The sequence below is a fragment of the Actinomycetospora rhizophila genome (genome assembly GCF_042657905.1).
Taxonomy (GTDB): Bacteria; Actinomycetota; Actinomycetes; order Mycobacteriales; family Pseudonocardiaceae; genus Actinomycetospora; species Actinomycetospora rhizophila.
This window is the reverse complement of sequence record NZ_JBHSKG010000013.1, coordinates 68,433-91,876: the sequence shown is the minus strand read 5'-3', so window position 1 is coordinate 91,876 and position 23,444 is coordinate 68,433. Positions and strand designations below refer to the sequence as shown.

21 protein-coding genes are annotated in these 23,444 nt (G+C 74.3%); 6 read left to right on the top strand and 15 right to left on the bottom strand.

The window, feature by feature from the left end; genetic code table 11:
* Positions 1-20 precede the first annotated feature (20 nt).
* A complete protein-coding gene (locus ACFPK1_RS22255) occupies positions 21-3,113 on the top strand; it encodes a bifunctional [glutamine synthetase] adenylyltransferase/[glutamine synthetase]-adenylyl-L-tyrosine phosphorylase (protein ID WP_378023134.1) in 3,093 nt (1,030 codons plus the stop codon).
* A 144-nt stretch (positions 3,114-3,257) separates the two neighbouring features.
* Here ACFPK1_RS22255 and ACFPK1_RS22250 read toward each other — a convergent pair whose 3' ends face one another.
* The 4 genes from ACFPK1_RS22250 to ACFPK1_RS22235 all read right to left on the bottom strand — a co-directional run bounded on the left by ACFPK1_RS22250 (position 3,258) and on the right by ACFPK1_RS22235 (position 6,722).
* Complete coding sequence (locus tag ACFPK1_RS22250) at positions 3,258-4,589, bottom strand: trypsin-like peptidase domain-containing protein (RefSeq protein ID WP_378023133.1); 1,332 nt, start codon at positions 4,587-4,589, stop codon at positions 3,258-3,260.
* A 93-nt stretch (positions 4,590-4,682) separates the two neighbouring features.
* Positions 4,683-5,900 carry an RNA polymerase sigma factor gene (locus ACFPK1_RS22245; protein ID WP_378023132.1) on the bottom strand — a complete coding sequence of 406 codons (1,218 nt, stop codon included), beginning with the start codon at positions 5,898-5,900 and terminating at the stop codon, positions 4,683-4,685.
* Positions 5,901-5,917: 17 nt separating this feature from the next.
* Positions 5,918-6,265 (bottom strand): YciI family protein, encoded by a 348-nt coding sequence (locus tag ACFPK1_RS22240; protein WP_378023131.1) that lies wholly within the window; start codon positions 6,263-6,265, stop codon positions 5,918-5,920.
* A gap of 34 nt (positions 6,266-6,299) precedes the next feature.
* Positions 6,300-6,722: a DUF6069 family protein gene (locus ACFPK1_RS22235; RefSeq protein WP_378023130.1), complete on the bottom strand. Its 423-nt coding sequence runs from the start codon at positions 6,720-6,722 to the stop codon at positions 6,300-6,302.
* A 184-nt stretch (positions 6,723-6,906) separates the two neighbouring features.
* Here ACFPK1_RS22235 and ACFPK1_RS22230 point away from each other — a divergent pair, with 184 nt between their 5' ends.
* Together ACFPK1_RS22230 and ACFPK1_RS22225 are read left to right on the top strand one after the other, a co-directional pair.
* Positions 6,907-7,242 carry a hypothetical protein gene (locus ACFPK1_RS22230; protein ID WP_378023129.1) on the top strand — a complete coding sequence of 112 codons (336 nt, stop codon included), beginning with the start codon at positions 6,907-6,909 and terminating at the stop codon, positions 7,240-7,242.
* 43 nt (positions 7,243-7,285) lie between these two features.
* On the top strand, positions 7,286-7,486 hold the full coding sequence (locus ACFPK1_RS22225) for a hypothetical protein (protein WP_378023128.1): 201 nt from the start codon (positions 7,286-7,288) through the stop codon (positions 7,484-7,486).
* A gap of 58 nt (positions 7,487-7,544) precedes the next feature.
* Here ACFPK1_RS22225 and glnA read toward each other — a convergent pair whose 3' ends face one another.
* Complete coding sequence (gene glnA / locus ACFPK1_RS22220) at positions 7,545-8,966, bottom strand: type I glutamate--ammonia ligase (RefSeq protein ID WP_378023127.1); 1,422 nt, start codon at positions 8,964-8,966, stop codon at positions 7,545-7,547.
* A 230-nt stretch (positions 8,967-9,196) separates the two neighbouring features.
* Between glnA and ACFPK1_RS22215 the strand changes: the two genes are divergently transcribed.
* Entirely contained in the window at positions 9,197-9,706 is a 510-nt protein-coding gene (locus ACFPK1_RS22215) for an RDD family protein (RefSeq protein ID WP_378023126.1), read from the top strand.
* 6 nt (positions 9,707-9,712) lie between these two features.
* Here ACFPK1_RS22215 and ACFPK1_RS22210 read toward each other — a convergent pair whose 3' ends face one another.
* Together ACFPK1_RS22210 and lipA are read right to left on the bottom strand one after the other, a co-directional pair.
* Complete coding sequence (locus ACFPK1_RS22210; RefSeq protein ID WP_378023125.1) at positions 9,713-10,459, bottom strand: DUF4191 domain-containing protein; 747 nt, start codon at positions 10,457-10,459, stop codon at positions 9,713-9,715.
* A gap of 35 nt (positions 10,460-10,494) precedes the next feature.
* Entirely contained in the window at positions 10,495-11,505 is a 1,011-nt protein-coding gene (lipA, locus tag ACFPK1_RS22205; protein WP_378023124.1) for a lipoyl synthase, read from the bottom strand.
* A 92-nt stretch (positions 11,506-11,597) separates the two neighbouring features.
* Between lipA and ACFPK1_RS22200 the strand changes: the two genes are divergently transcribed.
* Complete coding sequence (locus ACFPK1_RS22200) at positions 11,598-12,530, top strand: LLM class F420-dependent oxidoreductase (protein WP_378023123.1); 933 nt, start codon at positions 11,598-11,600, stop codon at positions 12,528-12,530.
* Positions 12,531-12,543: 13 nt separating this feature from the next.
* On the opposite strand, the gene ACFPK1_RS22195 is transcribed toward ACFPK1_RS22200, so the two are convergent.
* Both ACFPK1_RS22195 and ACFPK1_RS22190 read right to left on the bottom strand, forming a co-directional pair.
* Positions 12,544-13,536, bottom strand: coding sequence for an LLM class flavin-dependent oxidoreductase (locus ACFPK1_RS22195; RefSeq protein WP_378023122.1), 993 nt, complete (start codon positions 13,534-13,536; stop codon positions 12,544-12,546).
* A 28-nt stretch (positions 13,537-13,564) separates the two neighbouring features.
* Positions 13,565-14,473: an SMP-30/gluconolactonase/LRE family protein gene (locus tag ACFPK1_RS22190; RefSeq protein WP_378023121.1), complete on the bottom strand. Its 909-nt coding sequence runs from the start codon at positions 14,471-14,473 to the stop codon at positions 13,565-13,567.
* 109 nt (positions 14,474-14,582) lie between these two features.
* Between ACFPK1_RS22190 and ACFPK1_RS22185 the strand changes: the two genes are divergently transcribed.
* Positions 14,583-15,287 (top strand): TetR/AcrR family transcriptional regulator, encoded by a 705-nt coding sequence (locus ACFPK1_RS22185; RefSeq protein ID WP_378023120.1) that lies wholly within the window; start codon positions 14,583-14,585, stop codon positions 15,285-15,287.
* On the opposite strand, the gene lipB is transcribed toward ACFPK1_RS22185, so the two are convergent.
* The 6 genes from lipB to ACFPK1_RS22155 all read right to left on the bottom strand — a co-directional run bounded on the left by lipB (position 15,259) and on the right by ACFPK1_RS22155 (position 23,407).
* Positions 15,259-16,011 (bottom strand): lipoyl(octanoyl) transferase LipB, encoded by a 753-nt coding sequence (gene lipB, locus ACFPK1_RS22180; protein WP_378023119.1) that lies wholly within the window; start codon positions 16,009-16,011, stop codon positions 15,259-15,261. The two genes, ACFPK1_RS22185 and lipB, sit on opposite strands and share 29 nt — an antisense overlap.
* 10 nt (positions 16,012-16,021) lie before the next feature.
* Positions 16,022-17,308 carry an NAD(P)/FAD-dependent oxidoreductase gene (locus tag ACFPK1_RS22175; protein ID WP_378023118.1) on the bottom strand — a complete coding sequence of 429 codons (1,287 nt, stop codon included), beginning with the start codon at positions 17,306-17,308 and terminating at the stop codon, positions 16,022-16,024.
* Positions 17,305-18,195 (bottom strand): TIGR01777 family oxidoreductase, encoded by an 891-nt coding sequence (locus ACFPK1_RS22170; protein ID WP_378023117.1) that lies wholly within the window; start codon positions 18,193-18,195, stop codon positions 17,305-17,307. The genes ACFPK1_RS22175 and ACFPK1_RS22170 overlap by 4 nt, the downstream gene beginning before the upstream one ends.
* Before the next feature lie 199 nt (positions 18,196-18,394).
* A complete protein-coding gene (gene sucB, locus ACFPK1_RS22165; protein WP_378023116.1) occupies positions 18,395-20,353 on the bottom strand; it encodes a 2-oxoglutarate dehydrogenase, E2 component, dihydrolipoamide succinyltransferase in 1,959 nt (652 codons plus the stop codon).
* A 33-nt stretch (positions 20,354-20,386) separates the two neighbouring features.
* Complete coding sequence (gene lpdA / locus ACFPK1_RS22160) at positions 20,387-21,763, bottom strand: dihydrolipoyl dehydrogenase (protein ID WP_378023115.1); 1,377 nt, start codon at positions 21,761-21,763, stop codon at positions 20,387-20,389.
* A gap of 117 nt (positions 21,764-21,880) precedes the next feature.
* The gene (locus ACFPK1_RS22155; RefSeq protein ID WP_378023114.1) at positions 21,881-23,407 is read right to left on the bottom strand and encodes a leucyl aminopeptidase; all 1,527 of its coding nucleotides are present in this window, start codon (positions 23,405-23,407) and stop codon (positions 21,881-21,883) included.
* Between the last annotated feature and the right edge of the window lie 37 nt (positions 23,408-23,444).

Genomic DNA, 23,444 nt, shown 5'->3' with positions numbered 1-23,444 from the left:
CGGGCTGGAATCCTCGGGGCATGACCGAGTCCGCGACGGGGAGCCCACGGCGCGACCGGACGGGACGCGCGCCGGCACGGCTCGGACTCACCGACCCCGACGCCGGTCCGCGCCTGGCCGCGCTCGGCTTCTGGGACGGCGACGCGCCCGTCCCCGACGCCGAGCTCACCGTCTGGGCGCTGGCCCGCAGCCCCGACCCCGACCTCGCGCTGCTCGCGATCGAGCGGCTGCGCGAGGCGATGGGCGAGCAGGAGTGGAGCGCGCTCGTCGAGGCGCTGCGCACCGACCAGGGCCTGCGCGGGCGGCTGTTCGGCGTCCTCGGCGGCTCGACCGCGCTGGGCGACCACCTCGTCGCCCACCCCGACCGCTGGCGCACGCTGCGCAGCCGGAGCACCCCGGGGCGCACGTACGACGCCTCGGAGCTGCCCGACCTCGACGACCGGACGCGGACGCTGCTCGACGCGGTCGGCGCCGAGCGCACCGGCGACGGCCCGCCCCGCGCGGGCGTGCTCGAGCCGGAGGGCATCGGGGTGCTGCGCCTGGCCTACCGCGACGAGGTCCTCGCCGTGGCCGCGAGCGACCTGCAGTCGGTGTGCGAGCCCGACCTGCCCGTCGTCCCGGTCGAGGTCGTCGCCGCCCAGCTCGCCGACCTCGCCGCGGCCGGGCTGCGGGCCTCGCTCGCCGTCGCCGACGCGACGATCGCGGACGCACTGGGGACCAGGGACGGGCGCGAGCCCGGCGACCCGCTCCCGTGCCGCCTCGCGGTGATCGGCATGGGCAAGTGCGGTGGGCGCGAGCTCAACTACGTCAGCGACATCGACGTGATCTTCGTGGCCGAGGGCGCCACCGACCTCGCCACCCGGCTCGCCTCGACGATGATGCGCATCGCCACCGAGGCGTTCCTCGAGGTGGACGCCAACCTGCGCCCCGAGGGCCGGCAGGGCGCGCTCGTGCGCACGCTCGAGGGCCACGTCACCTACTACGAGCGCTGGGCGAAGACCTGGGAGTTCCAGGCGCTGCTCAAGGCCCGCCCGGTCGCCGGCGACGACCCGCTGGCCCGCGAGTACTGCGAGGCGCTCGCGCCGATGGTGTGGAGCGCCGCCGACCGCGACGACTTCGTCGCCGACGTGCGCGCGATGCGCCGCCGGGTCGTCGACCACATCCGCGCCGAGCACGCCGACCGCGAGCTCAAGCTCGGGCGGGGCGGGCTGCGCGACGTGGAGTTCGCGGTGCAGCTGCTGCAGATGGTGCACGGCCGCGGCGACGAGACGATCCGCAGCCAGAACACCCTCGAGGCCCTCGCGGCGCTGGCCGACGGCGGCTACGTCGGCCGCGACGACGCCGCCAACCTCGCCGCGTCCTACCGCTTCCTGCGCCTGCTCGAGCACCGCGTGCAGCTGCAGAAGATGCGCCGCACCCACCTCTTCCCGCCCGACGACGACACCGCGGGCCTGCGCTGGCTCGCCCGCGCCGCCAAGCTGCGCGCCGACGGCACCCGCGACGCGGTCGGGGTGCTGCAGCACGAGCGCTCGCGGCACACGGTGCGGGTGCGCCGCCTGCACGAGAAGCTCTTCTACCGCCCGCTGCTCGAGTCGGTGGCGCGCGTGCCGGGCGAGGACCTGGTGCTGACCTCGGAGTCGGCGATGCGGCGGCTCAAGGCGCTGGGCTGGACGTCGCCGCAGGGCGCGCTCGGGCACCTGCAGGCGCTGACCAGCGGCGTCAGCCGGGCCAGCCGCATCCAGCGCGCGCTGCTGCCGGTGCTGCTCGACGAGCTCGGGCACTCCGCCGACCCCGACCACGGGCTGCTCGCCTACCGCAAGGTGTCCGAGGCGCTCGCCGACACGCCCTGGTTCCTGGGCTACCTGCGGGACGAGGGCATCGCGGCCGAGCGGCTGATGCGGGTGCTGGGCACGTCGCGCTGGGTCGCCGAGATGATGCCGCGCACCCCCGAGGTGCTGCGGCTGCTCGCCGGCGACGGGCCGAACGCCGAGCTCGTCGCGCGCCGGCCGGAGGACGTCGCCGCGTCCCTGCGCCGCGCCGTCGCCCGCCACACCGACCCCGACTCGGCCGGCCAGGTCGGGCGCTCCATGCGCCGCATCGAGCTGGTGCGCGTGGCGTGCGCCGACCTGCTCGGGCTGCTCGACGTGTCGGCCGTGTGCGCGGCGCTGTCGAGCATCTGGGTGGCGGTGCTCCAGGCCGCGCTCGACGCCGCGTCCCGCGGCCACGTCGGCGACGGCGACGCGCCCGCCCGCATCGCCGTGATCGGGATGGGGCGTCTCGGCGGCGGCGAGCTGGGCTACTCGTCGGACGCCGACGTGCTGTTCGTCTGCGAGCCCGCCGAGGGCGTCGACGACGCCGAGGCCGTGCGCTACGCCAAGGCCGTGGCCGAGGCGACCGTGTCGGCCCTCGGCGCGCCGAGCCCGGACCCGCCGCTCGAGGTGGACACGAAGCTGCGCCCCGAGGGCAAGAGCGGCCCGCTCGTGCGGACCCTGGACTCCTACCGGCAGTACTACGCGAAGCTCGCCGACACCTGGGAGTTCCAGGCGCTGCTGCGCGCTCGGCCGGTGGCCGGCGACGAGGCGCTGGGCGCGGCGTTCGTCGAGGTCATCGACCCCTACCGGTACCCCGCCGACGGGCTGCCCGACGAGAAGGCCCGCGAGATCCGCCGGATCAAGGCGCGCGTCGACAACGAGCGGATGCCGCGGCGCGCCGACAAGGCCCTGCACACCAAGCTCGGCACCGGGGGGCTCTCCGACGTCGAGTGGACCGTGCAGCTGATCCAGCTCCAGCACGCAGGGAAGGTCCCGTCGCTGCGGACGCCCTCGACGCTGGAGGCGCTCGCCGCCGCGGCGAAGGCCGGCCTGATCGAGCCGGGCGACGCCGACGAGCTCGCCGCCGGCTGGACGATGGCCACCCACGCCCGGGGCGCGGCGACCCTGGTCCGGGGCCGGCCCACCGACGAGGTCCCGCGCTCCGGCCGCGACCTCGCCGCCGTCGCCTCGGCGCTGGGCCACGACCCCGACGACGACCCGGGCGAGTTCCTCGACGAGTACCGCCGCCTGACCCGCCGTGCCCGCGCCGTCGTGGACCGGATCTTCTACCTCGTGGACTAGCGGTCGTGCAGCGAACGGGCGGTTCGCTGCTTCTATGCGACCGAAGTCCCCGTTGATCACCGACTGCGCCGGGCCCGCGGGAGATCAGCAGTGCGACAGGCACCTCGAGGGGCGTCCCCGAGGTGCCTGTCGACCTGGTGATCTTCAGCAGACGGTGTCGGCCCTGGACGGCGGCACCTCGGGGGACGGGGTCCGGGGCACCGGGGGCCCGAAGGGCGACACGACCGGCGGCGGCCCGTACGGCCGGGTCAGCGGAGGGATCGGGCCCGTCGGGGGATCCACCGGCCCCGGGGGACCGGCCGGGCGGCGCCGCCGCACCACGATCACCGCGGCGGCCGTCCCGACGACGAGCAGCAGCAGCGCCCCGCCGGCGATGCCCCACACCATCGCCCGCCGCTCGCTGACGTCACCGTCGGCGGCGTAGGCCGCCTCGGCGAGCCGCAGCTGCTCCTGCGCGCTGCCGTGGTCGGGCCGCAGGCGCAGGGTCTCGCGGAAGGCGGCGACGGCGTCGGCGTTCTCACCGGTCACGCGGTGGTCGAGCCCGGCGCGGTAGGCGACGTCGACCGGCCCGGGCCCGGTGCGCACGCCGTGGCGGTCGAGCATCGCGCGCAGCGTCGATGTCGGTGCGACGAAGTTGAACGCGCCGGACTCGCCGAGTCCCATGCTGTTCAGCCCGAGGACCCGGCCGCGGCCGTCGACCGCCGGCCCGCCGCTCATCCCCGGCGCCATCGCGGCGCTGACCTCGACGAACGGGATGCCGTTGCGGGTCTGCACGGAGCTGACCGTGCCGTCCTTCCAGCTCGGCTCGCGGCTCGGGTCGAGCGCGCGGTCGCGGTCGGCGGGGTAGCCGACGCTGGTGACGGGCGTGCCGGGCGTCGGCTCGCCGGCCGGCGCGAGCGCGGCGGCCGGCAGGTCGGTGGCGTCGACGTCGAGCAGCGCGACGTCGCCGCGGCGGTGGGGCTCGGCGTCGACGATCCGGGCGGGCATGCGGGTCTCGCCGTCCGTGCCGTCGGCGCGCACCGCGGTCACCGTCCGGTCGATCGGGGTGCCGGGGGTGCGTCCCTCGAACTGGTAGCGGATGAGGATGAAGGCGAAGAGCCGGTCGCGGGGGCCGACGCCGCGGGCCTCGAGCCGCGCGGCGAGGTCGCGGGCCATGGTGGTGCGGATGTCGTCGGGGTGCACGCAGTGCCCGGCGGTGGCGATGTGCCCGTCGTTCGACACCACCACCCCCGAGCAGGTCCCGGTGACCGCCACCGAGCCGATCTCGCGGCCGGTGCCCCGCTCGCGGACGACGGCCTCGCTGCGGGTCTCGAGGTAGGTCACCGCCGGCAGCACCTCGGCGACGACCCGCTCGCGGGGGAGCGGCGGCTCCGCGGGGGTCGTGGCCAGGGCCGGGGCGGCGGTGAGGAGGAGGGCGGTGCCGGCGACGGCGCCGGCGAGCACGGTGCTCCATGGCCGGGTCCACGGTCGAGTCATGGGAGGGCTCGCTTCTCTCGTGTGTCGTGCGCGGTCGCTGACCTGCGGTGACACCGAAACTACGAAGCGCAACCGTGTCCGGTATGCGTAGAGCTACCCGGTCGGGGCAGGGGTTTCCCCGGGCGCGTCGGCCAGGCGCGCCCGTCGCGCCTCCAGGAAGGCGCGCTCGGTGTCGTTGGTGACGAGCGTGATCGCGTCGGTGTAGGCGGCGGCCGCGTCCGCGGGGCGGCCGAGGCGGACGAGCAGGTCCGCGCGGGTGGCGGGCAGCAGGTGGTAGCCCGGGATGTCCAGGGCGTCGACGGCCGCGAGCGCCGCCTCCGGCCCGTGCACCTCGGCCACGGCGACCGCGCGGTTGAGCGCCACGATCGGGGTCGGCACGTGCGCCACGAGCTGGTCGTAGAGCGCCAGCACCTGCGTCCAGTCGGTCGCCGGGCCGTCGGTGTGCACGGCGTTGATCGCCGCCTGCAGCTGGTAGGGACCGGGGCGGCCGCGGCGCAGGCACCGGCGCACCAGCCCGTGGCCCTCGGCGATCAGCTCATGGTCCCAGAGCGACCGGTCCTGCTCCGCGAGCACCACCAGCTCGCCCGAGGGTCCCGTCCGCGCGGGCCGGCGGGCCTCGGTGAGCAGGAGCAGCGCCAGCAGCCCGAGCACCTCCGGCTCGTCGGGCATGAGGTCGGCGAGCGCGCGGGCCAGCCGAATCGCCTCCCGGCACAGGTCCGTGCGCACCAGCTCGCCCGTGGTCGACGTGTATCCCTCGTTGAAGACGAGGTAGAGCACGGTGAGCACCGGGTCCAGGCGGTCGGGGAGCTCGGCCGCGCCGGGCACGCAGTAGGGGATGCCGGCGTCGCGGATCTTCTTCTTGGCGCGGACGATCCGTTGGGAGATCGTCGCCTCGGGCACCACGTACGCCCGCGCGATCTCGGGCACCTCGAGCCCGCCGAGCAGCCGCAGGGTCAGCGCGGTCTGCGCGAGCGGGGAGAGCGCCGGGTGGCAGCAGGTGAAGATCAGGCGGAGCTGGTCGTCGCGCACCGGTCCCACCTCCTCCGGCTCGTCGGGGGTGTGCAGCAGCAGCGCCTGGGCGTGGCGGGCCTCGCGGGTGGACTCGCGGCGCAGGCGGTCGAGGGCCCGGTTCCGGGCGGTGGTGACGATCCAGGCGCCGGGGTTGCGGGGCGGCTCCTCCTCCCACGCCCGGACCGCCGTCGCGAACGCGTCCTGCACGGCCTCCTCGGCGAGCCCGATGTCGCCCAGCAGGCGGGTCAGCGTGGCCACGCAGCGCCCGTACTCGGCGCGGTAGACCTCCGTGAGGTCCACGGTATCCACCCCCGGGCTCAGGCGACGCCGTCGAACGGGCGCACCTCGATCGGCACCCGGCAGGCCCCGGCGACCTTCTCGGCCCAGGCCAGCGCCGCGTCGAGGTCGTCGACCTCGATGACGTAGAAGCCCCCGAGTTGCTCCTTGGTCTCGGCGAACGGCCCGTCGGTCATGGCGGTCCGGCCGTTCTCGACGCGCACGACGGTGGCGCTGTCGGAGGGCCGCAGCCCGCCGCCGAACACCCAGATCCCCGCCGCCTTCATCTCGTCGTTGACGGCCCCCACCCGGGCGAAGGACGCCTCGAGCTCCTCGTCGGAGTACGGGAGCACGCTCTCGTCGATCCGGACACCCATGAGGTAGTGCACGGCACTCTCCCTGCGTCTCGTCGGTCGGTGGTGGTCAGGACAGCCGGCGGGCGACGGCCGGGATCACGATGGCAGCGGCGACGACGTGGGTCAGCATCAGCAGCGCCTTCGTGGTCACCGAGGCGTCCGCGACCACGTCGGGGACCAGCGACAGCACGGTGAGCGCCAGGGTGGTGCGGACGAACGTCGTGCGCGGGCGGCGTGCCCAGCGGGCCAGCCCCAGGGCGAGCAGCACGCCCACCACGGAGAAGATCGCGGTCAGGACGGCGAAGCCGAGCGCGGGGATCGGCGCCCCGCCGACGATCGCGCCGACGCCGGCGAGCTCGCCCGCGGCGGCGACGGCCGCGGTGGCCACGGCGGCGACGGCGGTGGCGGCCAGCCCGTCGCGGACCAGGGGCAGGGTCCGGGCGCCGGGAGCGGTGGTGGCGGGGACGGGGCTGGCGGTGGTGACGGACATCGTGGCCTCCGGGGGCGGGCGACCGGCCCGTTGCCGGTCTCTCACTGGTGCGACGAACGCCCGCGCCGCCTTTCGACATCACCTCCGGAGATTTTCCCGGGCGGTCGTGAGCTGTGCCGCCATCTGCGGACACACCCGGCCGTGCGGCTGGCGTGGCGGGCCCGGATGACCGACGATCGAACACGTGTTCGACGATCGGGGTCCGGCGCAGCGCCGCAACGACCGGTCCGGTGCGCTGCAGCGAGACGAGGTCAAGCGGGTCTGGGTCGACCTCGCGATCGCCTACCCGCGCCCGCAGGAGCGGCCTGTGCGCCCGATGCCCGAGGGCGTCGACCTCCAGAGCCGCGTCCCCGGCGAGCTGCTGGCCTGGCGGCGCACCACGACGGGGGAGTGGGTCGGCTGGGTGTGCCTGCCGGTGCGGCGGGGCGAGGAGATCCGCTACGTCTACCAGTACGTCGTGGCGGCGGCGCTGTCCCCGCGCGAGGACGTGCCCGACAAGAGATCACACGACGGTCCGTAGCGAACACAGCACGCCGATAGGAGGTCGTGCCAGCATGGCGGGCATGTTCTCGGCTCTCGGTCTGACGACCATGCGCGGCTGTGTCATCGGCTGGGTGATCAGCGCCGTGCTCCTGGTGGCCGGCCTCTTCTTCGTCTTCTCCCCGAACTCGGTGCTCGGGATCATCCTGTTCACCGTCGGCGCGGTGGGGGTGGTGACGGTGGCGCTCGCCGTCCTGCGGGTGCGCAAGGGCCAGGCGCACTGACGCACGACGGCCCGGCCACCCCGCGGGGTGACCGGGCCGGTCGGTGCTGCTCAGGCGCTCAGCAGTTGTAGTACAGCTCGAACTCGTACGGGTGCGGACGCAGCCGCAGGCCGGTGACGTCGTCGCGCTTGAGCTCGATCCACTTCTCGATGAGGTCCGAGGTGAACACGCCGCCCTCGAGCAGGAAGTCGTGGTCGGCCTCGAGGTTGTTGATCGCCGCGTCGAGGCTGGCCGGCACCTGCGCGATGTTGGCGGCCTCCTCGGGCGGGAGCTCGTACAGGTCCTTGTCGATCGGCGTCGGCGGCTCGATCTTGTTCCGGATGCCGTCGAGGCCGGCCATCATCATGGCGGCGAAGGCCAGGTACGGGTTGCCCGACGAGTCGGGGCAACGGAACTCGAGGCGCTTGGCCTTCGGGTTGTCGCCCGTGATCGGGATGCGGACGCACGCCGAGCGGTTGCGGTTCGAGTAGACCAGGTTGATCGGGGCCTCGAAGCCGGGCACCAGGCGGTGGTACGAGTTGGCCGTCGGGTTGGTGAAGGCCACCAGGCTCGGGGCGTGGTGCAGGATGCCGCCGATGTAGTGGCGGCCCAGGTCCGACAGGCCCGCGTAGCCGTTGGCGTCGTAGAACAGCGGCTCGCCGCCCTTGAACAGCGACTGGTGGCAGTGCATGCCCGAGCCGTTGTCGCCGGCGAGCGGCTTCGGCATGAAGGTGACCGACTTGCCGGCCTGCCACGCCGTGTTCTTGACGATGTACTTGAACAGCTGCAGGTCGTCCGCGGCGTGCAGCAGGGTGTTGAACTTGTAGTTGATCTCGGCCTGGCCGCCGGTGCCGACCTCGTGGTGCAGCTTCTCGAGGGCGAAGCCGGCGTTGGTGAGGTTGGTGCCGATGGCGGCGCGCAGGTCGGAGCTCTGGTCGGTCGGCTCGACGGGGAAGTACCCGCCCTTCATGTTGACCTTGTTGCCCTTGTTGCCGCCGAGCTCGTCACGGCCGGTGTTCCAGTGGCCCTCGATCGAGTCGACCTCGTAGAACGTGCCGTTGGCCTTCGACTCGTAGCGCACCGAGTCGAAGATGTAGAACTCGGCCTCGGGGCCGAAGAAGCAGGTGTCGGCCACGTCGACGGTCGAGAGGAACTTCTCGGCCTTGCGGGCGACGTTGCGCGGGTCGCGGCTGTAGGCCTCGAGCGTCAGCGGGTCGTGCACGAAGAAGTTGACGTTCAGCGTCTTCTGCGCCCGGAACGGGTCGATCCGCGACGTCGCCACGTCGGGCAGCAGCGTCATGTCCGACTCGTTGATGCTCTGGAAGCCGGTGATCGACGAGCCGTCGAAGGCCAGTCCGGTGGTGAAGACGTCCTCGTCGAACTCCGACGCCGGCACGGTGAAGTGCTGCATCTGCCCCGGCAGGTCGCAGAAGCGGACGTCGACGTACTTCACCCCCTCGTCGGAGATGTACTTGAAGACCTCGTCCTGGTTGTTGAACACCCTCGGTGGCTCCTTCACACGCTTGCCGGGGACGACGGGGGTCGAGTCGTCAGCGGATCGCACCGTACCCACTGATCGGGGGTACCGACCGTGACCGATCCTGGTGATCCCGACGCTAGGTCGGTGCTGTTGCTCGGCCGTCACCGGCATGTTTCACAGCAGTTAACGCGCGCTGGGTGGTCGTGTGGTGACTCACCACCCCCCGCTCCCGATCGCCGTAGCCTGTCACGGTGGCGTGGTTTCGGGAATGGCTCGAGGGCTCGGGCGGGGACGGGCGCACGGCGGCACCCCCGTCCGCGCCGCGGGAGACGCCCCGCACCCCGGCGCCCGGAGCCACCGAGGAGGGCTACCCGGGCGAGCGCTTCGGGCTCCCCGAGCGGGGGCCCGGGTCGGTGGCGACGCTGGGCCGTCGGGGCGCGCAGTTCCTGCTCGACGCGGTGCTCGCGGGCGTCCTCGCGGCGCTGTTCACCTACCCGGCGCTCCCGCAGAACTGGAGCCTGCTGACCTGGGCGATCATCATGGTCGTGCCGGTCGCAGTGGTCGGCGCGACGCCCGCGATGGTGCTGCTGGGCATGCGCGTGGTCCGCCTCGACCGCCCGGAGCGCCCCGGCGTCGGCCTGCTCTGGACGCTGGTGCGCACGGCGTCGCTGTTCTTCGTGATCCCCGCGCTGATCGTCGACCGCGACTCGCGCGGCATCCAGGACCGCGCGAGCCGCACGGTCGTGGTGAAGTCCCGCTGAGCCTCTCTAGCGCCGACGGGCCGTGCGCTGCATGCCCTTGAGCTGCTGGGCGTTGCGCGGCACCGGGCCCTTGGGCATGGCCGGCCCGGCGCGGTTGGCCAGGGCGGCGAGGCGCTTCTCGACGGTCTCCATCTGGGACTTGTCGATGTTGCGGGGCAGCTTCGTCATGTGGCGCTGCAGCCTGGCGAGCGGGACCTGGCCCTCCTCCTCGCCCACCGTGACCTCGTAGATCGGCACCTGGCCGATGATGCGCGCGACCCGCTTCTTCTCCTGGGCGACCAGGCTCTTGGTGCGGTGCGGGGCGCCCTCGGCGACGAGGACGACGCCCGGCCGGCCGATGACGCGGTGCACGGCGTCGAGCTGGGTGGTGCCCGCGACGGCCTGGGTGACGCGCCACTGGCCGCGCATGTTGTCGAGCGCCCAGCCGGCGGCACCGGGCTGGCCGGTGGCCTTCGAGTAGACGTTCTTCTGCACCCGGCGGCCGAAGATGATCACGGCGAGGAGCACGCCGAGCAGCACGCCCGTGGGCAGCAGGAACCACTCCTGGCCGATGAGCAGGCCGATGCCGAACAGCACCAGCGCGGTGACGACGACCGCGCCGATCATCAGCGGGAGCAGCGCCTTGTCCTCGCGGCGCTGCATCTGGAACGCCTGCCAGATCTGGCGGAACCGCTCGCGACGGGCCGCCTTCGCGGCCTGCTTGGCGGCCTTCTTCTCTTCCTTGCTCGCCGCGCCGGAGCCCTTCTTCGCCATGTGCCCCATTCTGCCCTACGGGGACATCACGGCACTCAGGAGCGCGTGCGGGCCAGCACCTCGCCGACCTCCTGGCGGGCGGGCCCCTCCTGCGCGAGCTCGGCCATGCCCGCGGGCAGCTCCTCGCCGCGGGCGATCTTGGCCTGGGCGTAGAGGCGGCCCGCCCGGTACGACGAGCGCACCAGCGGTCCGGCCATGACGCCGGGGAAGCCCATCGCGAGCGCGGCGTCGCGGTGCTCGACGAACTCCTCGGGCTTGACCCAGCGCTCGACGGGGTGGTGGCGCACGGTCGGGCGCAGGTACTGGGTGAGCGTGAGCAGCTCGCAGCCGGCGTCGACCAGGTCCCGCATCGCGCCGGTGACCTCCTCGGGGGTCTCGCCCATGCCGAGGATGAGGTTCGACTTGGTGACCAGCCCGGCGTCGCGCGCCTGGCGGATGACGTCGAGGGAGCGCTCGTAGCGGAACGCCGGCCGGATGCGGCGGAAGATGCGCGGGACGGTCTCGAGGTTGTGCGCGAGCACCTCGGGGGCGGCGTCGAACACCGGGCCGAGCTGGTCGGCGCGCCCGTCGAAGTCGGGGATCAGCAGCTCGACGCCGGTGCCGGGGTTGAGCTCGTGGACCTGGCGCACGGTCTCGGCGTAGAGCCACGAGCCGCCGTCGTCGAGGTCGTCACGCGCGACGCCGGTGATCGTGGAGTAGCGCAGCCCCATCTGGCGGACCGACTCGGCCACCTTGCGGGGCTCCATCGTGTCCAGCGGCGAGGGCTTGCCGGTGTCGATCTGGCAGAAGTCGCAGCGGCGCGTGCACTGCTCACCCCCGATGAGGAAGGTGGCCTCGCGGTCCTCCCAGCACTCGAAGATGTTCGGGCAGCCGGCCTCCTCGCACACGGTGGCCAGCCCCGACCCCTTCACCAGGCCCTTGAGCTCGGTGAAGTTCGGTCCGGTGGCCACGCGCGTGCGGATCCACTCCGGCTTGCGCTCGATGGGCGTCTGGGAGTTGCGGACCTCGAGCCGCAACATCTTCCGTCCTTCGGGAGCAACCGTCACGCGCCCGAGCCTACGCCGCCCGCCGCACGCGCCCGGCGGATGCGACCCCGGGGGGACGGTTCGGAACGTGACGCGGTGACTACCCTGATCGTGTGGACCTCCGGATCTTCACCGAGCCGCAGCAGGGCGCGTCCTACGATGACCTGCTCCGCGTGGCCCGGGCCGCGGAGGACGCCGGCTTCGACGCCTTCTTCCGCTCGGACCACTACCTCGCCATGGGGGAGGCCAACGGCCTGCCCGGCCCGAGCGACGCGTGGGTGACGCTCGCTGCCCTCGCCCGCGAGACGCGCACCATCCGCCTCGGCACGCTGATGACCGCGGTGACGTTCCGGCTGCCCGGCCCGCTGGGGATCGCGGTGGCGCAGGTCGACCAGATGTCGGGCGGGCGCGTCGAGCTCGGCATCGGCACCGGGTGGTACGAGGCCGAGCACCGCGCCTACGGCATCCCGTTCCCGCCGCTGGGGGAGCGGTTCGCGATGCTCACCGAGCAGCTGGAGATCCTCACGGGGTCGTGGCGCACGCCGGTGGGCGTCAAGTTCACCCACCACGGCGAGCACTACACCTTCGACGACAGCCCCGGCCTGCCCAAGCCGGCGCAGACCCCGCACCCGCCGATCATCGTCGGCGGCAACGGTCCGCGCCGCACCCCGGCGCTGGCGGCGACCTACGCGACCGAGTTCAACATGCCGTTCGTCGGGCTCGACGACCTCGTGGCCGGGCAGGAGCGCGTCGACGCGGCGTGCCGCGAGCTCGGGCGCGACCCCGCGACCCTGGGCCGCTCCACCGCCCAGGTGCTGTGCGCCGGCCGCGACGACGCCGAGGTCGCCCGGCGCGCCGCCGCCATCGGGCGCGACCCCGCCGAGCTGCGCGCCAGCGGGCTCGCGGGCACGCCGGCCGAGCTCGTCGACAAGCTCGGCACCTTCCGCGAGCGCGCGGGCCTGCAGCGGGTCTACCTGCAGGTGCTCGACCTCTCCGACCTCGACCAGCTCGACCTCGTCGCCTCCGAGGTCGCCGCGAAGCTGTAGCGCGACCATCCGGTCAGCGCGAGGTCGCCGCGTCGTGGAAGCGCTCGAGCTCGCGGCGGGTGTCCGGCCCGCAGGGCTGGAAGACGATCTCGGTGACGCCCTTGCCCGCGAGCTCGTCGAGGCGGTCGCGGACCTCGTTGCGGGTCCCGGAGATCGTGGCGTCGCGCAGCATCGTGTGCCCGCCGGCGTCCCAGGCCGCCCGGTCGGCGTCGTTGAGCTCCACGCAGTGCCCGACGTGGACCGCGAGGTGCCGGCGGCCGTCGGGGGCCTTCTCCACCGTGTCCATCCACGCGTCGCCCCCGGCCAGCTCGCGGACCGCGTCGGGCCCGCCGAACTCGTAGGCGCCGTGGTAGGCGAGCGCCCAGCCGGGGCCGGCCGCGACCTTCGCGTGCTCGGAGTCCTGGGCCTCGTCCTCGTCGAGCACGGTGCCCCAGGCCAGGTACGGCACCCAGGAGTACGCCGGCATGAACTCCGGCTGCGCGAGGGTGACGTACAGCCCGTCGCCGAGCTCGCGCGCCACGGCGTCGCCCTTCGGCCCGAGCGCGCCGACGAGCACCGGGACCTCGACGGGGCGCGCCGGCGCGTGGCCGTCGGGGTGGAGCATCTGCATCTGTGCGCCCTCCCACTCGACGACCTCGCCGCGCAGCAGGGCGCGATAGGTGCGGATGTAGGCGTCCATGAACGACCACGGGATGGCGCGGTAGCCCATCGCGCGGCGCCCGGTGAAGCCGGTGCCGAAGGCGACGGCGACGCGGCCCGGGGCGAGCGCGGCGAGGGTCGCGGTGGCGGCCGCGTTGGTCATCGGGTGGCGCAGGGTCGGCACGAGCACGCCGGGCCCGAGCCCGATCCGCTCGGTGCGCTCGGCCGCGAGCGCGAGGGTCATCCAGACGTCCGGGCTCTGCTGCGGGGTGTCGTAGACCCACGCGCGGGCGTAGCCCAGTTCCTCGGCGAGGGCGATGTCGTCCGGCGAGCTCAGGGCGGTGGGGAAGGCGACGGACACGTCCATGTGTTCTCCTCCTCGCGGTCGGGACGGATCAGGGCAGGCCGGCGTGCGGCACGTCCACCCGCACGGCGAGCAGCTGGGCCTCGCGGACCGGGCGCCGCTCGTGCTCGGCGAACGAGGGCGCCGCGCAGAGGAACAGGGTGCGGCCGTCGTCGCCGCCGAGCATGCAGGCGAACACGCCGGTGCCGGTGGGGATCTCCTCGACGACCTCGCCGCCCTCGCGGACCCGCAGGACGCGCGCGTGCAGGGCGTCCGCCACCCACACCGCGCCCTCGGCGTCCGCGCAGATGCCGTCCGGGGCGACCTCGAGCGCCGCGACGGCCTCGCCGACGTCGGTGGTGCGCGGGGGCTCGCCGAACCCGGCCCAGACCCGCCGTCCCACGAGGTCGCCGTCGTCGGTGACGTCGAACGCGGTCAGGCGGCCCCCGAACGTCTCGGCGACCACGAGCACGCCCCCGGGCAGCAGCACCATGCCGTTGGGGAAGGCGAGGTCGCTCGCCACCGTGGTGACGGTCCCGTCGGGGTCGACGCGCGTGAGGGTGGTGTCGCGCAGGGGCTCGCCGCCCATGAGGTCGAAGCCGAAGTTGCCGACGAAGGCCCGGCCGCGCTCGTCGACGAGCATGTCGTTGAGCACCCCGCTCACGGCGCCCGACAGGTCCGCGTGCTCGGTGAGCGTCCCGCCGGCGTCGCGCACCAGCAGCCGGTGGTCGCGCATGGAGACGAGCAGCGGGCGCCCGTCGGGCAGGAAGCCCAGCCCCGAGGGCTGCCGGGGGATCTCGGCCTCGACCCGCACGTCGCCGCGCGTGTCGGTGGAGACCACCTGCTCGGTGTAGAAGTCCGAGACCCACAGGCGGCCGTCGTGCCACCGCGGGCACTCGAGGTACGAGTACCCGTCGAGCACGACGGTGAGCTGCCTGTCCGCGGTCCGACCGTCCGCCATCCGTGAGCCTCCTCGCGACCGCCCGGCCCCCGGGTCCACCGACCGCTCGCCCGGGATCCGGGCGGCGGGGGCTGGTGCGCTGATGTGACTGAGCGCATAGTTACCTCTGATGGCGGCTGTGTCAACGGTCACGGAGGGCGGGCACGTGGGGGCGTCGGAGGCGCGGGACGGGCGTGACGACCACCGGGCGGTCCCGGACGGGTTCTGGGATCCCCGGACCACGACGGCCGCCCGCGCGCTGCTCGACTCGGCGGTGCGCTGCTTCGCCGACCTCGGCTACCACGCGACGACGACCCGCCACATCACCGCCGGCGTCGGGCTGAGCCCGGGCGCGCTCTACGTGCACTTCGCCTCGAAGGAGGAGCTGCTCCACGAGATCACGCGCACCGGCCACGAGCGGGCCCTGGAGGCCCTCCTCGCGGTCCCGGACGACGGGGACGCCCGGGAGCACGTGCGCCGCCTGGTCGCCGCGCACGTCACCTGGCACGCGCGGCACCACACGGTGGCGCGGGTGTGCCAGTACGAGCTCGCCGCCCTGGACGCGCCGCACCGCGCCACCGTGCTCGACCTGCGGGCGCGCTTCACCGCGACGCTGCGGGCCGCGGTCGAGCGGGGCGCGGCGGAGGGCCTGTTCGACGTGCCCGACGTCAACCGCGCCCTGCGCGCGATCATGTCCCTGGGGATCGACCTGGTCCGCTGGTACCGGCTCGACGGCGCGGACTCCCCGGAGTTCCTCGGCGAGTGCTACGCCGAGCTGGCGCTGCGCATGATCGACGCGCCGGGGCTCAGCGGGCCGCGCCCACCCGCACCGTGAGGCCGCCGACGGTGACCTCCTGCGCCTCGTCGGCCGGGGGCACGGCGAGCGTGCGGTCGGTGATCTCGAGGGTGCCGTCGAGCGCGGCCAGCACGGCGTCGCGGGTGTCGTCACGGACCTCGTCGACACCCACGTGGCGCCCCAGCTCGGCGGTGAGGCTGGTGACCCCCGCGTCGCGGATGCCGCACGGCACGATGGCGCCGAACGCGGCGAGGTCCGGGTCGGCGTTGAGGGCGAACCCGTGCAGCGTCACCCCGCGGGCCACCCGCACGCCGATCGCGGCGATCTTGCGGGCCGGGCCGCGGTCGTCGGCGGGCAGCCAGACGCCGCTGCGGCCGTCGATGCGCCCGGTGGCCAGGCCGTAGCCGTCGCACACGGCGATGAGCGCCTGCTCGAGGCGCCGCACGTGCTCGACCACGTCCACCGGCTCGGCCAGCCGGATGATCGGGTAGCCGACCAGCTGCCCGGGCCCGTGCCAGGTGATCTTGCCGCCGCGGTCGACGTCGATCACCGGCGTGCCGTCGACGGGCTTCTCCTCGGGCAGCGTGCGCCGGCCCGCCGTGTAGACCGACGGGTGCTCGAGCAGCATGAGGACGTCGCCGCCCGTGCCCGCCACCCGCGCGTCGGCGTGCGCGCGCTGGCGCTCCCAGGCCTCGAGGTAGTCGACGGTGCCGAGCGCGTGGACCTCCACGGGCTCGGCGGCGGCGCGGCTGGAACGGCTCACGGCGCCGACGCTACCCCTGCCTCGTCGGGTCCGGCTCCGCTCCGCTGCGCGTCCCGCCGAGGTACCGCAGGGCCTCCTGTGCCGTCCGCCGCCCGCTGACCAGCGCGCCCTGGGTCGACGGGGTGTCGCGGTGGTCGCCGGCGACGAAGAGGCCGTCGCCGACGTCGACGGGCCGGCGCAGCCCGGCCGGGGTCGGCGGCACCGCGGCGGGCAGCGCGTGCGGCACCCGCACCGTCGCGAGCGCGTCCCACGCGCCGGCCGGCGTGCCGTACAGCCGGGTGAGCTCCCGGCGCAGCTCGGCGTCGGGCAGCGGCTCGGCGCCGAGGACGGTGCTGGCGACGAGGTGGCGGTGGTCGGGGGAGTAGGACGGCGCGGCCGCCGTGAGCACCACGGTGTTGACGACCGGGCCGCCCGCCCCGTCGAGGTGCAGCAGCGCCTGGCGCGTCGGCGGATCGGCGGTGACGTGGTAGTGCGTGGTCAGGGCGAACGTCCGCGGCGGCGGCACCCGCCCGGCGAGCAGCGCCGACGCGGAGGTGCCCTCGGTCGCGACGATCACCGCGCCGGCGCGCACGCTGCCGCGGGCGGTCCGGACGACGCCGGGCGCCACCTGCTCGACGGGCGTGTCGGTGAGCACCGTCCCGGCGGGCAGGCGCGCCGCGAGCTGGGCGGGCACGGCGCCGATCCCGCGCGAGGGCAGCGTCAGGTCGCCGAGGGCGAAGCTGCGCCAGAACAGCGAGAACACCCGCGACGACGTCTCCAGGTCGCGGTCGCCCAGCACGCCGGCGAGGAACGGGCGCAGGAACGTGTCGGTCGGCGTGCCCCCGAGGCCCCAGTGCGCCAGCTCGTCGGCGGTGGTGCGCTCCGGGGCGCGGGCCTGGCGCTGCGGTGGCACGAGCAGCGAGCGCAGGGTCACCGCGCCGATGCGGGCCTTGTCGCCGGGGCCGAGCAGCCGGTCGAGGGCGGTGCGCGGGGCCCAGGTCGGCACGCGGCGGGGGTCGGCGAGGCGGTGCAGGCGCGCCTCACCGTCGCGCACCGCCGCGCCGGGCACGAAGCGGCGCAGGTCGAGCGCGTCGAGGTCGACGCTCGCGCGCAGCGCCGGGTACGAGGTGTTGAGGATCTGGAACCCGCGGTCCACGAGGAAGCCGTCGACGACGTCGGTGCGCACCCGCCCGCCGACCGCGTCCCCGGCCTCGCAGACCACGACCGAACGCCCGGCGCGCGCCACCGTCTGCGCCGCGCGCAGGCCCGCCAGGCCCGCGCCGACCACGACGACGTCGACGGCCTCCGGGACGCTCATCCGTCGAGCACGGCGTGCAGCGCCTCGCCGAGGGTCTGGTGACGGAAGACGTAGCCGTCCTGCTCGAGCTTGACGGGCAGCGCGCGCTTACTGGTCAGGAGCGCCTCGTCGGCGAACTCGCCCAGCGCGATCCGCAGCGCGAACGGCGGAGCGAACCACGGCGCCGGCCGGCGCATGTGCGCGGCGACCTGGCGGGTGAACTCGGCGTTCGTCACCGGCTCCGGTCCGGTCGCGTTGACCGGTCCGTCGAGCGTCGCGCTCTCCAGCGCGTGGGCGATCAGGCCGACCTCGTCGTCCAGGGTGATCCAGGGCCAGTACTGGTCGCCGGACCCGAGGCGGGCGCCGAGACCGAAGCGGAACAGCGGCGTGATCTGACCCATCACTCCACCGCTCGGCGAGAGGACGAGGCCGGAGCGCAACGTGACCACCCGCGCGCCCCCGCTCGCGGCCGGCTCGGTGGCGCGCTCCCAGTCCCGGCAGAGTCCGGACAGGAAGCCGGTGCCGGCGCGGGCGCTCTCGTCGATGGGCATCGAACCCGCATCGGCGTAGTAGTCGACGCCGGACGCGCTGACCATGACCGGGATGCCCTGGTCGGCGACGGCCCGGGCGAGCACGTCGGTCGGGATCAACCGGCTGTCGCGCAGCTGCTGCTTGTAGGCACCGGTCCAGCGCTTGTCGCCGACGCCGACGCCGTTGAGGTTGACGACGGCGTCCGCGCCCTCCAGCGCGCCCGGCGCGAGGTGGCCGGCGGCGGGGTCCCAGCCCCGCTCGTCGGGGGCCTGCGGGGTCCGCCGCACCAGGCGGACGACCTCGTGGCCCGCCTCCCGCAGGCGGGGGACCAGTGCGGAGCCGATGAGCCCGGAGGACCCGGCGATGACGACGCGCATGGGGTGATCGTCGCGGAGTGTCCGGCCCGCCGCGACCCGGGGGTGGGGGCCCGGTGCCGAGCGAAGGGCACCTTCGTTCGCACAGACGAGCGAGGGGCGCCCTTCGCCGCAATCTCGGCGCGGGTCCCGGAGTGAGCGAAGGGCACCTTCGCTCGACCAGTTCGAGCGAAGGTGCCCTTCGGTCAGGACGGGCGCGGGATCAGAAGCCCAGCTCACCCTCGAAGGCGCCGCCCTCGAGGCGGTCCTTGACGGTGGTCAGGAAGCGGGCCGCGTCGGCGCCGTCGACGATCCGGTGGTCGTAGGACAGGCACAGGTACGCCGTGGAGCGCACCGCGATGACGTCGCCGCCCGAGTCGTCCTGGAGCACGACCGGCTTCTTGACGACGGCGCCCGTGCCCAGGATGCCGACCTGGGGCTGGTTGATGATCGGCGTGTCGATCAGGGCGCCGCGCGAGCCGGTGTTGGTGATCGTGAAGGTGCCACCGGCCAGCTCGTCCGGGGTGATCTTGTTCGCGCGGGTGCGGTCCGCGACGTCGGTGATCTTGCGGGCGAGCCCGGCCAGGTTGAGGTCCCCGGCGTCGTGGATCACCGGGACGATCAGTCCGGCCGGCGAGTCCACGGCGATCCCCAGGTGCTCGGCGCCGTGGTAGGTGACCTCGCTCTTCTCGGTGTCGATCGAGGCGTTCACCGACGGGTGGGCCTTGAGCGCCTCGACCGTCGCCAGCGCCATGAACGGCAGGAACGAGAGCTTCACGCCCTCGCGGCGCTGGAAGTCGGCCTTCACGCGGTCGCGCAGGCGGGCGATCCGGGTGACGTCGGCCTCGACGACGGTCGTGAGCTGCGCGGAGACCTGCAGCGACTCGACCATGCGCTTGGCGATCGTCTGGCGGCGCCGCGACATCTTCTGCGTGGTGCCGCGCAGCCCGGAGGTGTCCGGGGCCGGCGCGCTCGACGAGCCGCGGGCGCCGGCCGCCGCCGGCCTCTGCACCTCGCCGCCGTGCACCGTGCCGCCGCCGGAGCCGCCCGAGGGGGCCGCCTGGGCCGGGGCGTCTGCGGCCGGGGCGGACTTCTGCCGGTCCTGCTCGTCGGCCGCCTTGACGACGTCCTGCTTGCGGATGCGGCCGCCGACGCCGGTGCCCGTCAGCGACGAGAGGTCGACGCCGCGCTCGTTCGCGAGCTTGCGCACCAGCGGCGTGACGTACGGCGAGCCGGTCTCGGTGGTGCCCGAGCCCTCCGTGTCGGCCGCGGCCGAGGTCCCGTTGCCCCCGCCCCGGGGCTCGAGGGCGCCGGCGTTGGCCGGGCCGCTCGCGGTGGTCGACCGCTCGGTCTCGTGCGAGACGTAGTCGTCGGCGCCGGACGCGGCCTGCGCCCCGGCCGGGGCCGACGCCGGCTCGGGCTCGTTCGGGCGCTCCGGCTCGGGCCGGGGGTCCTGCTGGGCCGGCTGCTGGGTCTCCTGCTGCGCGGGCTGCTCCTGCGCCGGCGCCGCGGACCCGCCGCCCGCGGCCTGGGACGCGTCGCCGATGACGGCGAGGGCGCCGCCGACCTCGACCGTGTCGTCCTCGCCGGCCTTGAGCTCCAGGACCGTGCCGGCCACCGGCGAGGGGATCTCGGTGTCGACCTTGTCGGTGGAGACCTCGAGCAGGGGCTCGTCGACGTCGACCGAGTCGCCGACCTGCTTGAGCCAGCGCGTCACCGTGCCCTCGGTCACCGACTCGCCGAGGGCGGGCATCTCGACGGTCGTGCCGCCGGAGGAGCCCCCCGACGACGCCGCCGCGGCCGGCGGCTGCTGCGGCTCGGCCTGCGGGGCGGGCTCGGGCTCGGGCGCCGACTGCTGCGGCTCGGCCTGCGGGGCGGGCTCCGGCTCGGGCTGCGCGGCGGGCGCCGACTGCTCGCCACCACCGCCGCCCCCCGCGGACTCACCCTCGTCGCCGATCACGGCGAGCTCGCCGCCGACCTCGACGGTGTCGTCCTCCTGCGCGACGATCCGCTGCAGGACGCCCGCCTGGGGCGAGGGGATCTCGGTGTCGACCTTGTCGGTGGAGACCTCGAGCAGGGGCTCGTCGACGTCGACGTGGTCGCCCTCCTGCTTGAGCCACCGCGTGATGGTGCCCTCGGTGACGCTCTCCCCGAGAGCGGGCATCTGGACGGAGTAGGCCATCGTGCTCGAACTCCTCGCTCGGTCTTCTCGGGGTCAGGAGTGGCTGTGCAGGGGCTTGCCGGCGAGCGCGAGGTGCGCCTCCCCGAGGGCCTCGTTCTGCGTCGGGTGGGCGTGGATGAGGTTGGCGACGTCGTCGGGCAGCGCCTCCCAGTTGTAGATCAGCTGGGCCTCGCCGACCTGCTCGCCCATCCGCGTGCCGATCATGTGGACGCCGACGACGGGGGCGTCGTCCCCGGTGCCGCCCTTGACCAGCTTGATCGCGCCGGCGGTCTTGAGGATCTGCGACTTGCCGTTGCCGGCGAGGTCGTAGGTCATCGTCCTCACCTCGCCGTAGAGCTCCTTGGCCTGCGCCTCGGTGAGCCCGACCGACGCGACCTCGGGCTCGCAGTAGGTGACGCGCGGGATGCCCTTCTCGTCGATCACCGGCGGGTGCAGCCCGGCGATCTCCTCGGCGACGAAGATGCCCTGCTGGAAGCCGCGGTGGGCCAGCTGGAGGCCGGGGACGATGTCGCCGACGGCGTAGATGTTGCCGACCCCGGTGTGCAGCCGGTCGTTGGTCGGCACGAAGCCGCGGTCGAGGGTGATGCCGTTCTCCTCGTAGCCGAGGTCGGCGGTGTTGGGGCCGCGGCCGACGGCGACGAGCAGGAGGTCGGCCTCGATCTGCTCGCCGGTCTCCAGCGAGATCGTCACCGAGTCGGAGGTCTGCGTGACGCCGGTGAACTTCGTGCCGGTCTTGAACGCGATCTTGCGCTTGCGGAACTGGCGCTCGAGCTGCTTGGAGAGGAACTCGTCCTCGTTGGGCACGAGGTTGGGCAGCGCCTCGACGATGGTGACCTCGGCGCCGAAGCTCTTCCACACGCTGGCGAACTCGACGCCGATGACGCCGCCGCCCAGGACGACGACCCGCTCGGGCACGTAGTCGAGGTTGATGGCCTCGGTGGAGGTGAGCACACGGCCGCCGAGCTCGAGCCCGGGCAGCGTCTTGGAGTACGAGCCGGAGGCCAGGACGACGTGGCGACCCTGGTAGCGCCGGCCGTCGACCTCGACGGTGTCCTGCCCGACGAGCTTGCCGGCGCCCTCGATCAGCGTGACCTTGTTGGCCTTCACCAGGCCCTGCAGGCCCTTGTAGAGGCGGGCGACGACGTTGTCCTTGTAGGAGTTGACGCCGCTCATGTCGATGCCCGACAGCGAGCTCTTCACGCCGAACTGCTCGCCCTCCCGCGCCGAGTCGGCCACCTCGGCGGCGTGCAGCAGCGCCTTGGTGGGGATGCAGCCGCGGTGCAGGCAGGTCCCGCCGACCTTGTCCTTCTCCACCAGGGCGACCGACAGGCCCAGCTCGGCGGCGCGGAAGGCGCAGGCGTAACCGCCCGAGCCCGCTCCGAGGATGATGACGTCGTACGTGTCGCTCACTGCTGCTTCTCCCGCGTCGGCGTGTGGCGTGCGGCGGCCCCGCCGCCGAGTGGTGACTCCGACGGGGCGATGTCCGGGTTCATCCTTCCACCTCGTCCTGTACCCCGTCGGGGCCGATCAGCCATGCCGTGCGATGTCGTCCAGCAGGGCCGCGATCGTCCGGACGGGGACGCCGGTGCCACCCTTGGGGGTGTAGCCGTGCGGGCCGCCGGTGTTGAACGCCGGGCCGGCGATGTCGAGGTGCACCCACGGCACGCCGTCGGCCACGAACTCGCGCAGGAAGATGCCGCCGACGAGCATCCCGCCGAAGCGGTGGTTGGTGACGTTGGCGAGGTCGGCGACCCGGGAGTCGAGGTCTGAGCGCAGCTCCTCGGGCAGCGGCATCGCCCAGCCGCCGTCGCCCGCGGCCACGGCGTGCCCGGCGACGCGGTCGCGGAACTCCTCGGTGCCCATGACACCCGGGGTGCGCGCGCCGAGGGCGACGGTCTGGGCGCCGGTGAGCGTGGAGGTCTCCAGCAGGTAGTCCGGGGCGTCCTCGCAGGCGCGGGCGATCGCGTCGCCCAGGACCAGGCGGCCCTCGGCGTCGGTGTTGAGGACCTCGACGGTGGTGCCGCCGTACATCCGCAGCACGTCGCCCGGGCGGTAGGCGGTGCCCGAGGGCATGTTCTCGGCCATCGGGACGGTCGCGACCACCTCGACGTCCAGCCCGAGCTCGGCGGCCAGGCAGGTCGCGGCGACGACGCCGGCGGCCCCGGACATGTCCGAGGTCATGTGGTCCATGTTCGCCGCCGGCTTGATCGAGATGCCGCCGGTGTCGAACGTGATGCCCTTGCCGACGAGCGCCACCTTCTTGCGCGGGTTCGCCGGGGAGTAGGTCAGCCGGACCAGCCGCGGCGGCCGCGAGGACCCGCCGCCGACGCCGAGCACGCCGCCGAAGCCGCCCTCGGCCAGCGCCGACTCGTCGAGGATCTCGACGGTGACGCCCGCCGCCTCGGCGAGGGACCTCGCGCGCTGCGCGAAGGCGTCGGGGTAGAGGTCGTTGGGCGGGGTGTTGACGAGGTCGCGGGCGTTGCGGACGGCCCGGGCGATGGTCGCCGCGCGCGTCACGGTGTCCTGGTCGCCGTCGCCCACCAGCCCGACCCGCGCCAGCTCCGTCGGCGCCGTGTCCGGGGTCTTCTTGTAGTCGGTGAAGGCGTAGTCGCCGAGCAGCGTGCCCTCGACCGTCGCGGCCGTGTCGAGCGTCGAGAGCGTCGTGACGACGTGCGCGGCCTTCCCGTGGAGGGCGCGCGCGGCGGCGCCGGCGGCGCGGCGGACCTGCTCGGCGAGATCGGGGGCCTCGCCGGCGGCCTGCGCCGGCTCCTTGCCCAGCCCCACCGCGAGGACCAGCGGGGTCCCGATCGCCCCGCGCGTCGGCACCCGGGTGACTTCCTCGGCCTTCCCGGTGCCGCCGAGGAGCGCGACGAGGGCGGGCAGCTCGCCGGCCAGGTCGCCGAGCACGGCCGTGTCGCCCGCGACGACGGGGTCCGCCCCACCAGCCCCGTCACCACTGCCGGGACGGACACCGACGACGAGCGCGTCGGCGTCGGTGAGGGCGTCTCCACCCGGCGCGGCGCCGAGGAGCTCGAGGGCGGGGGTGCTGCTCACGTGCGGTCTCTCCCCAGGTCGGCGGTGTCGATCACAT

Bases quoted from the DNA above. Each gene is read 5' to 3' on its own strand.
- ACFPK1_RS22170 (WP_378023117.1), bottom strand. From the start codon at position 18,195: ATGCGCGTCGTCATCGCCGGGTCCTCCGGGCTCATCGGCTCCGCACTG.
- ACFPK1_RS22255 (WP_378023134.1), top strand. From the start codon at position 21: ATGACCGAGTCCGCGACGGGGAGCCCACGGCGCGACCGGACGGGACGC.
- ACFPK1_RS22195 (WP_378023122.1), bottom strand. From the start codon at position 13,536: ATGGACGTGTCCGTCGCCTTCCCCACCGCCCTGAGCTCGCCGGACGAC.
- ACFPK1_RS22235 (WP_378023130.1), bottom strand. From the start codon at position 6,722: ATGTCCGTCACCACCGCCAGCCCCGTCCCCGCCACCACCGCTCCCGGC.
- sucB (WP_378023116.1), bottom strand. From the start codon at position 20,353: ATGGCCTACTCCGTCCAGATGCCCGCTCTCGGGGAGAGCGTCACCGAG.
- ACFPK1_RS22225 (WP_378023128.1), top strand. From the start codon at position 7,286: ATGTTCTCGGCTCTCGGTCTGACGACCATGCGCGGCTGTGTCATCGGC.
- ACFPK1_RS22190 (WP_378023121.1), bottom strand. From the start codon at position 14,473: ATGGCGGACGGTCGGACCGCGGACAGGCAGCTCACCGTCGTGCTCGAC.
- ACFPK1_RS22185 (WP_378023120.1), top strand. From the start codon at position 14,583: ATGGCGGCTGTGTCAACGGTCACGGAGGGCGGGCACGTGGGGGCGTCG.
- ACFPK1_RS22175 (WP_378023118.1), bottom strand. From the start codon at position 17,308: ATGAGCGTCCCGGAGGCCGTCGACGTCGTCGTGGTCGGCGCGGGCCTG.
- ACFPK1_RS22250 (WP_378023133.1), bottom strand. From the start codon at position 4,589: ATGACTCGACCGTGGACCCGGCCATGGAGCACCGTGCTCGCCGGCGCC.
- ACFPK1_RS22210 (WP_378023125.1), bottom strand. From the start codon at position 10,459: ATGGCGAAGAAGGGCTCCGGCGCGGCGAGCAAGGAAGAGAAGAAGGCC.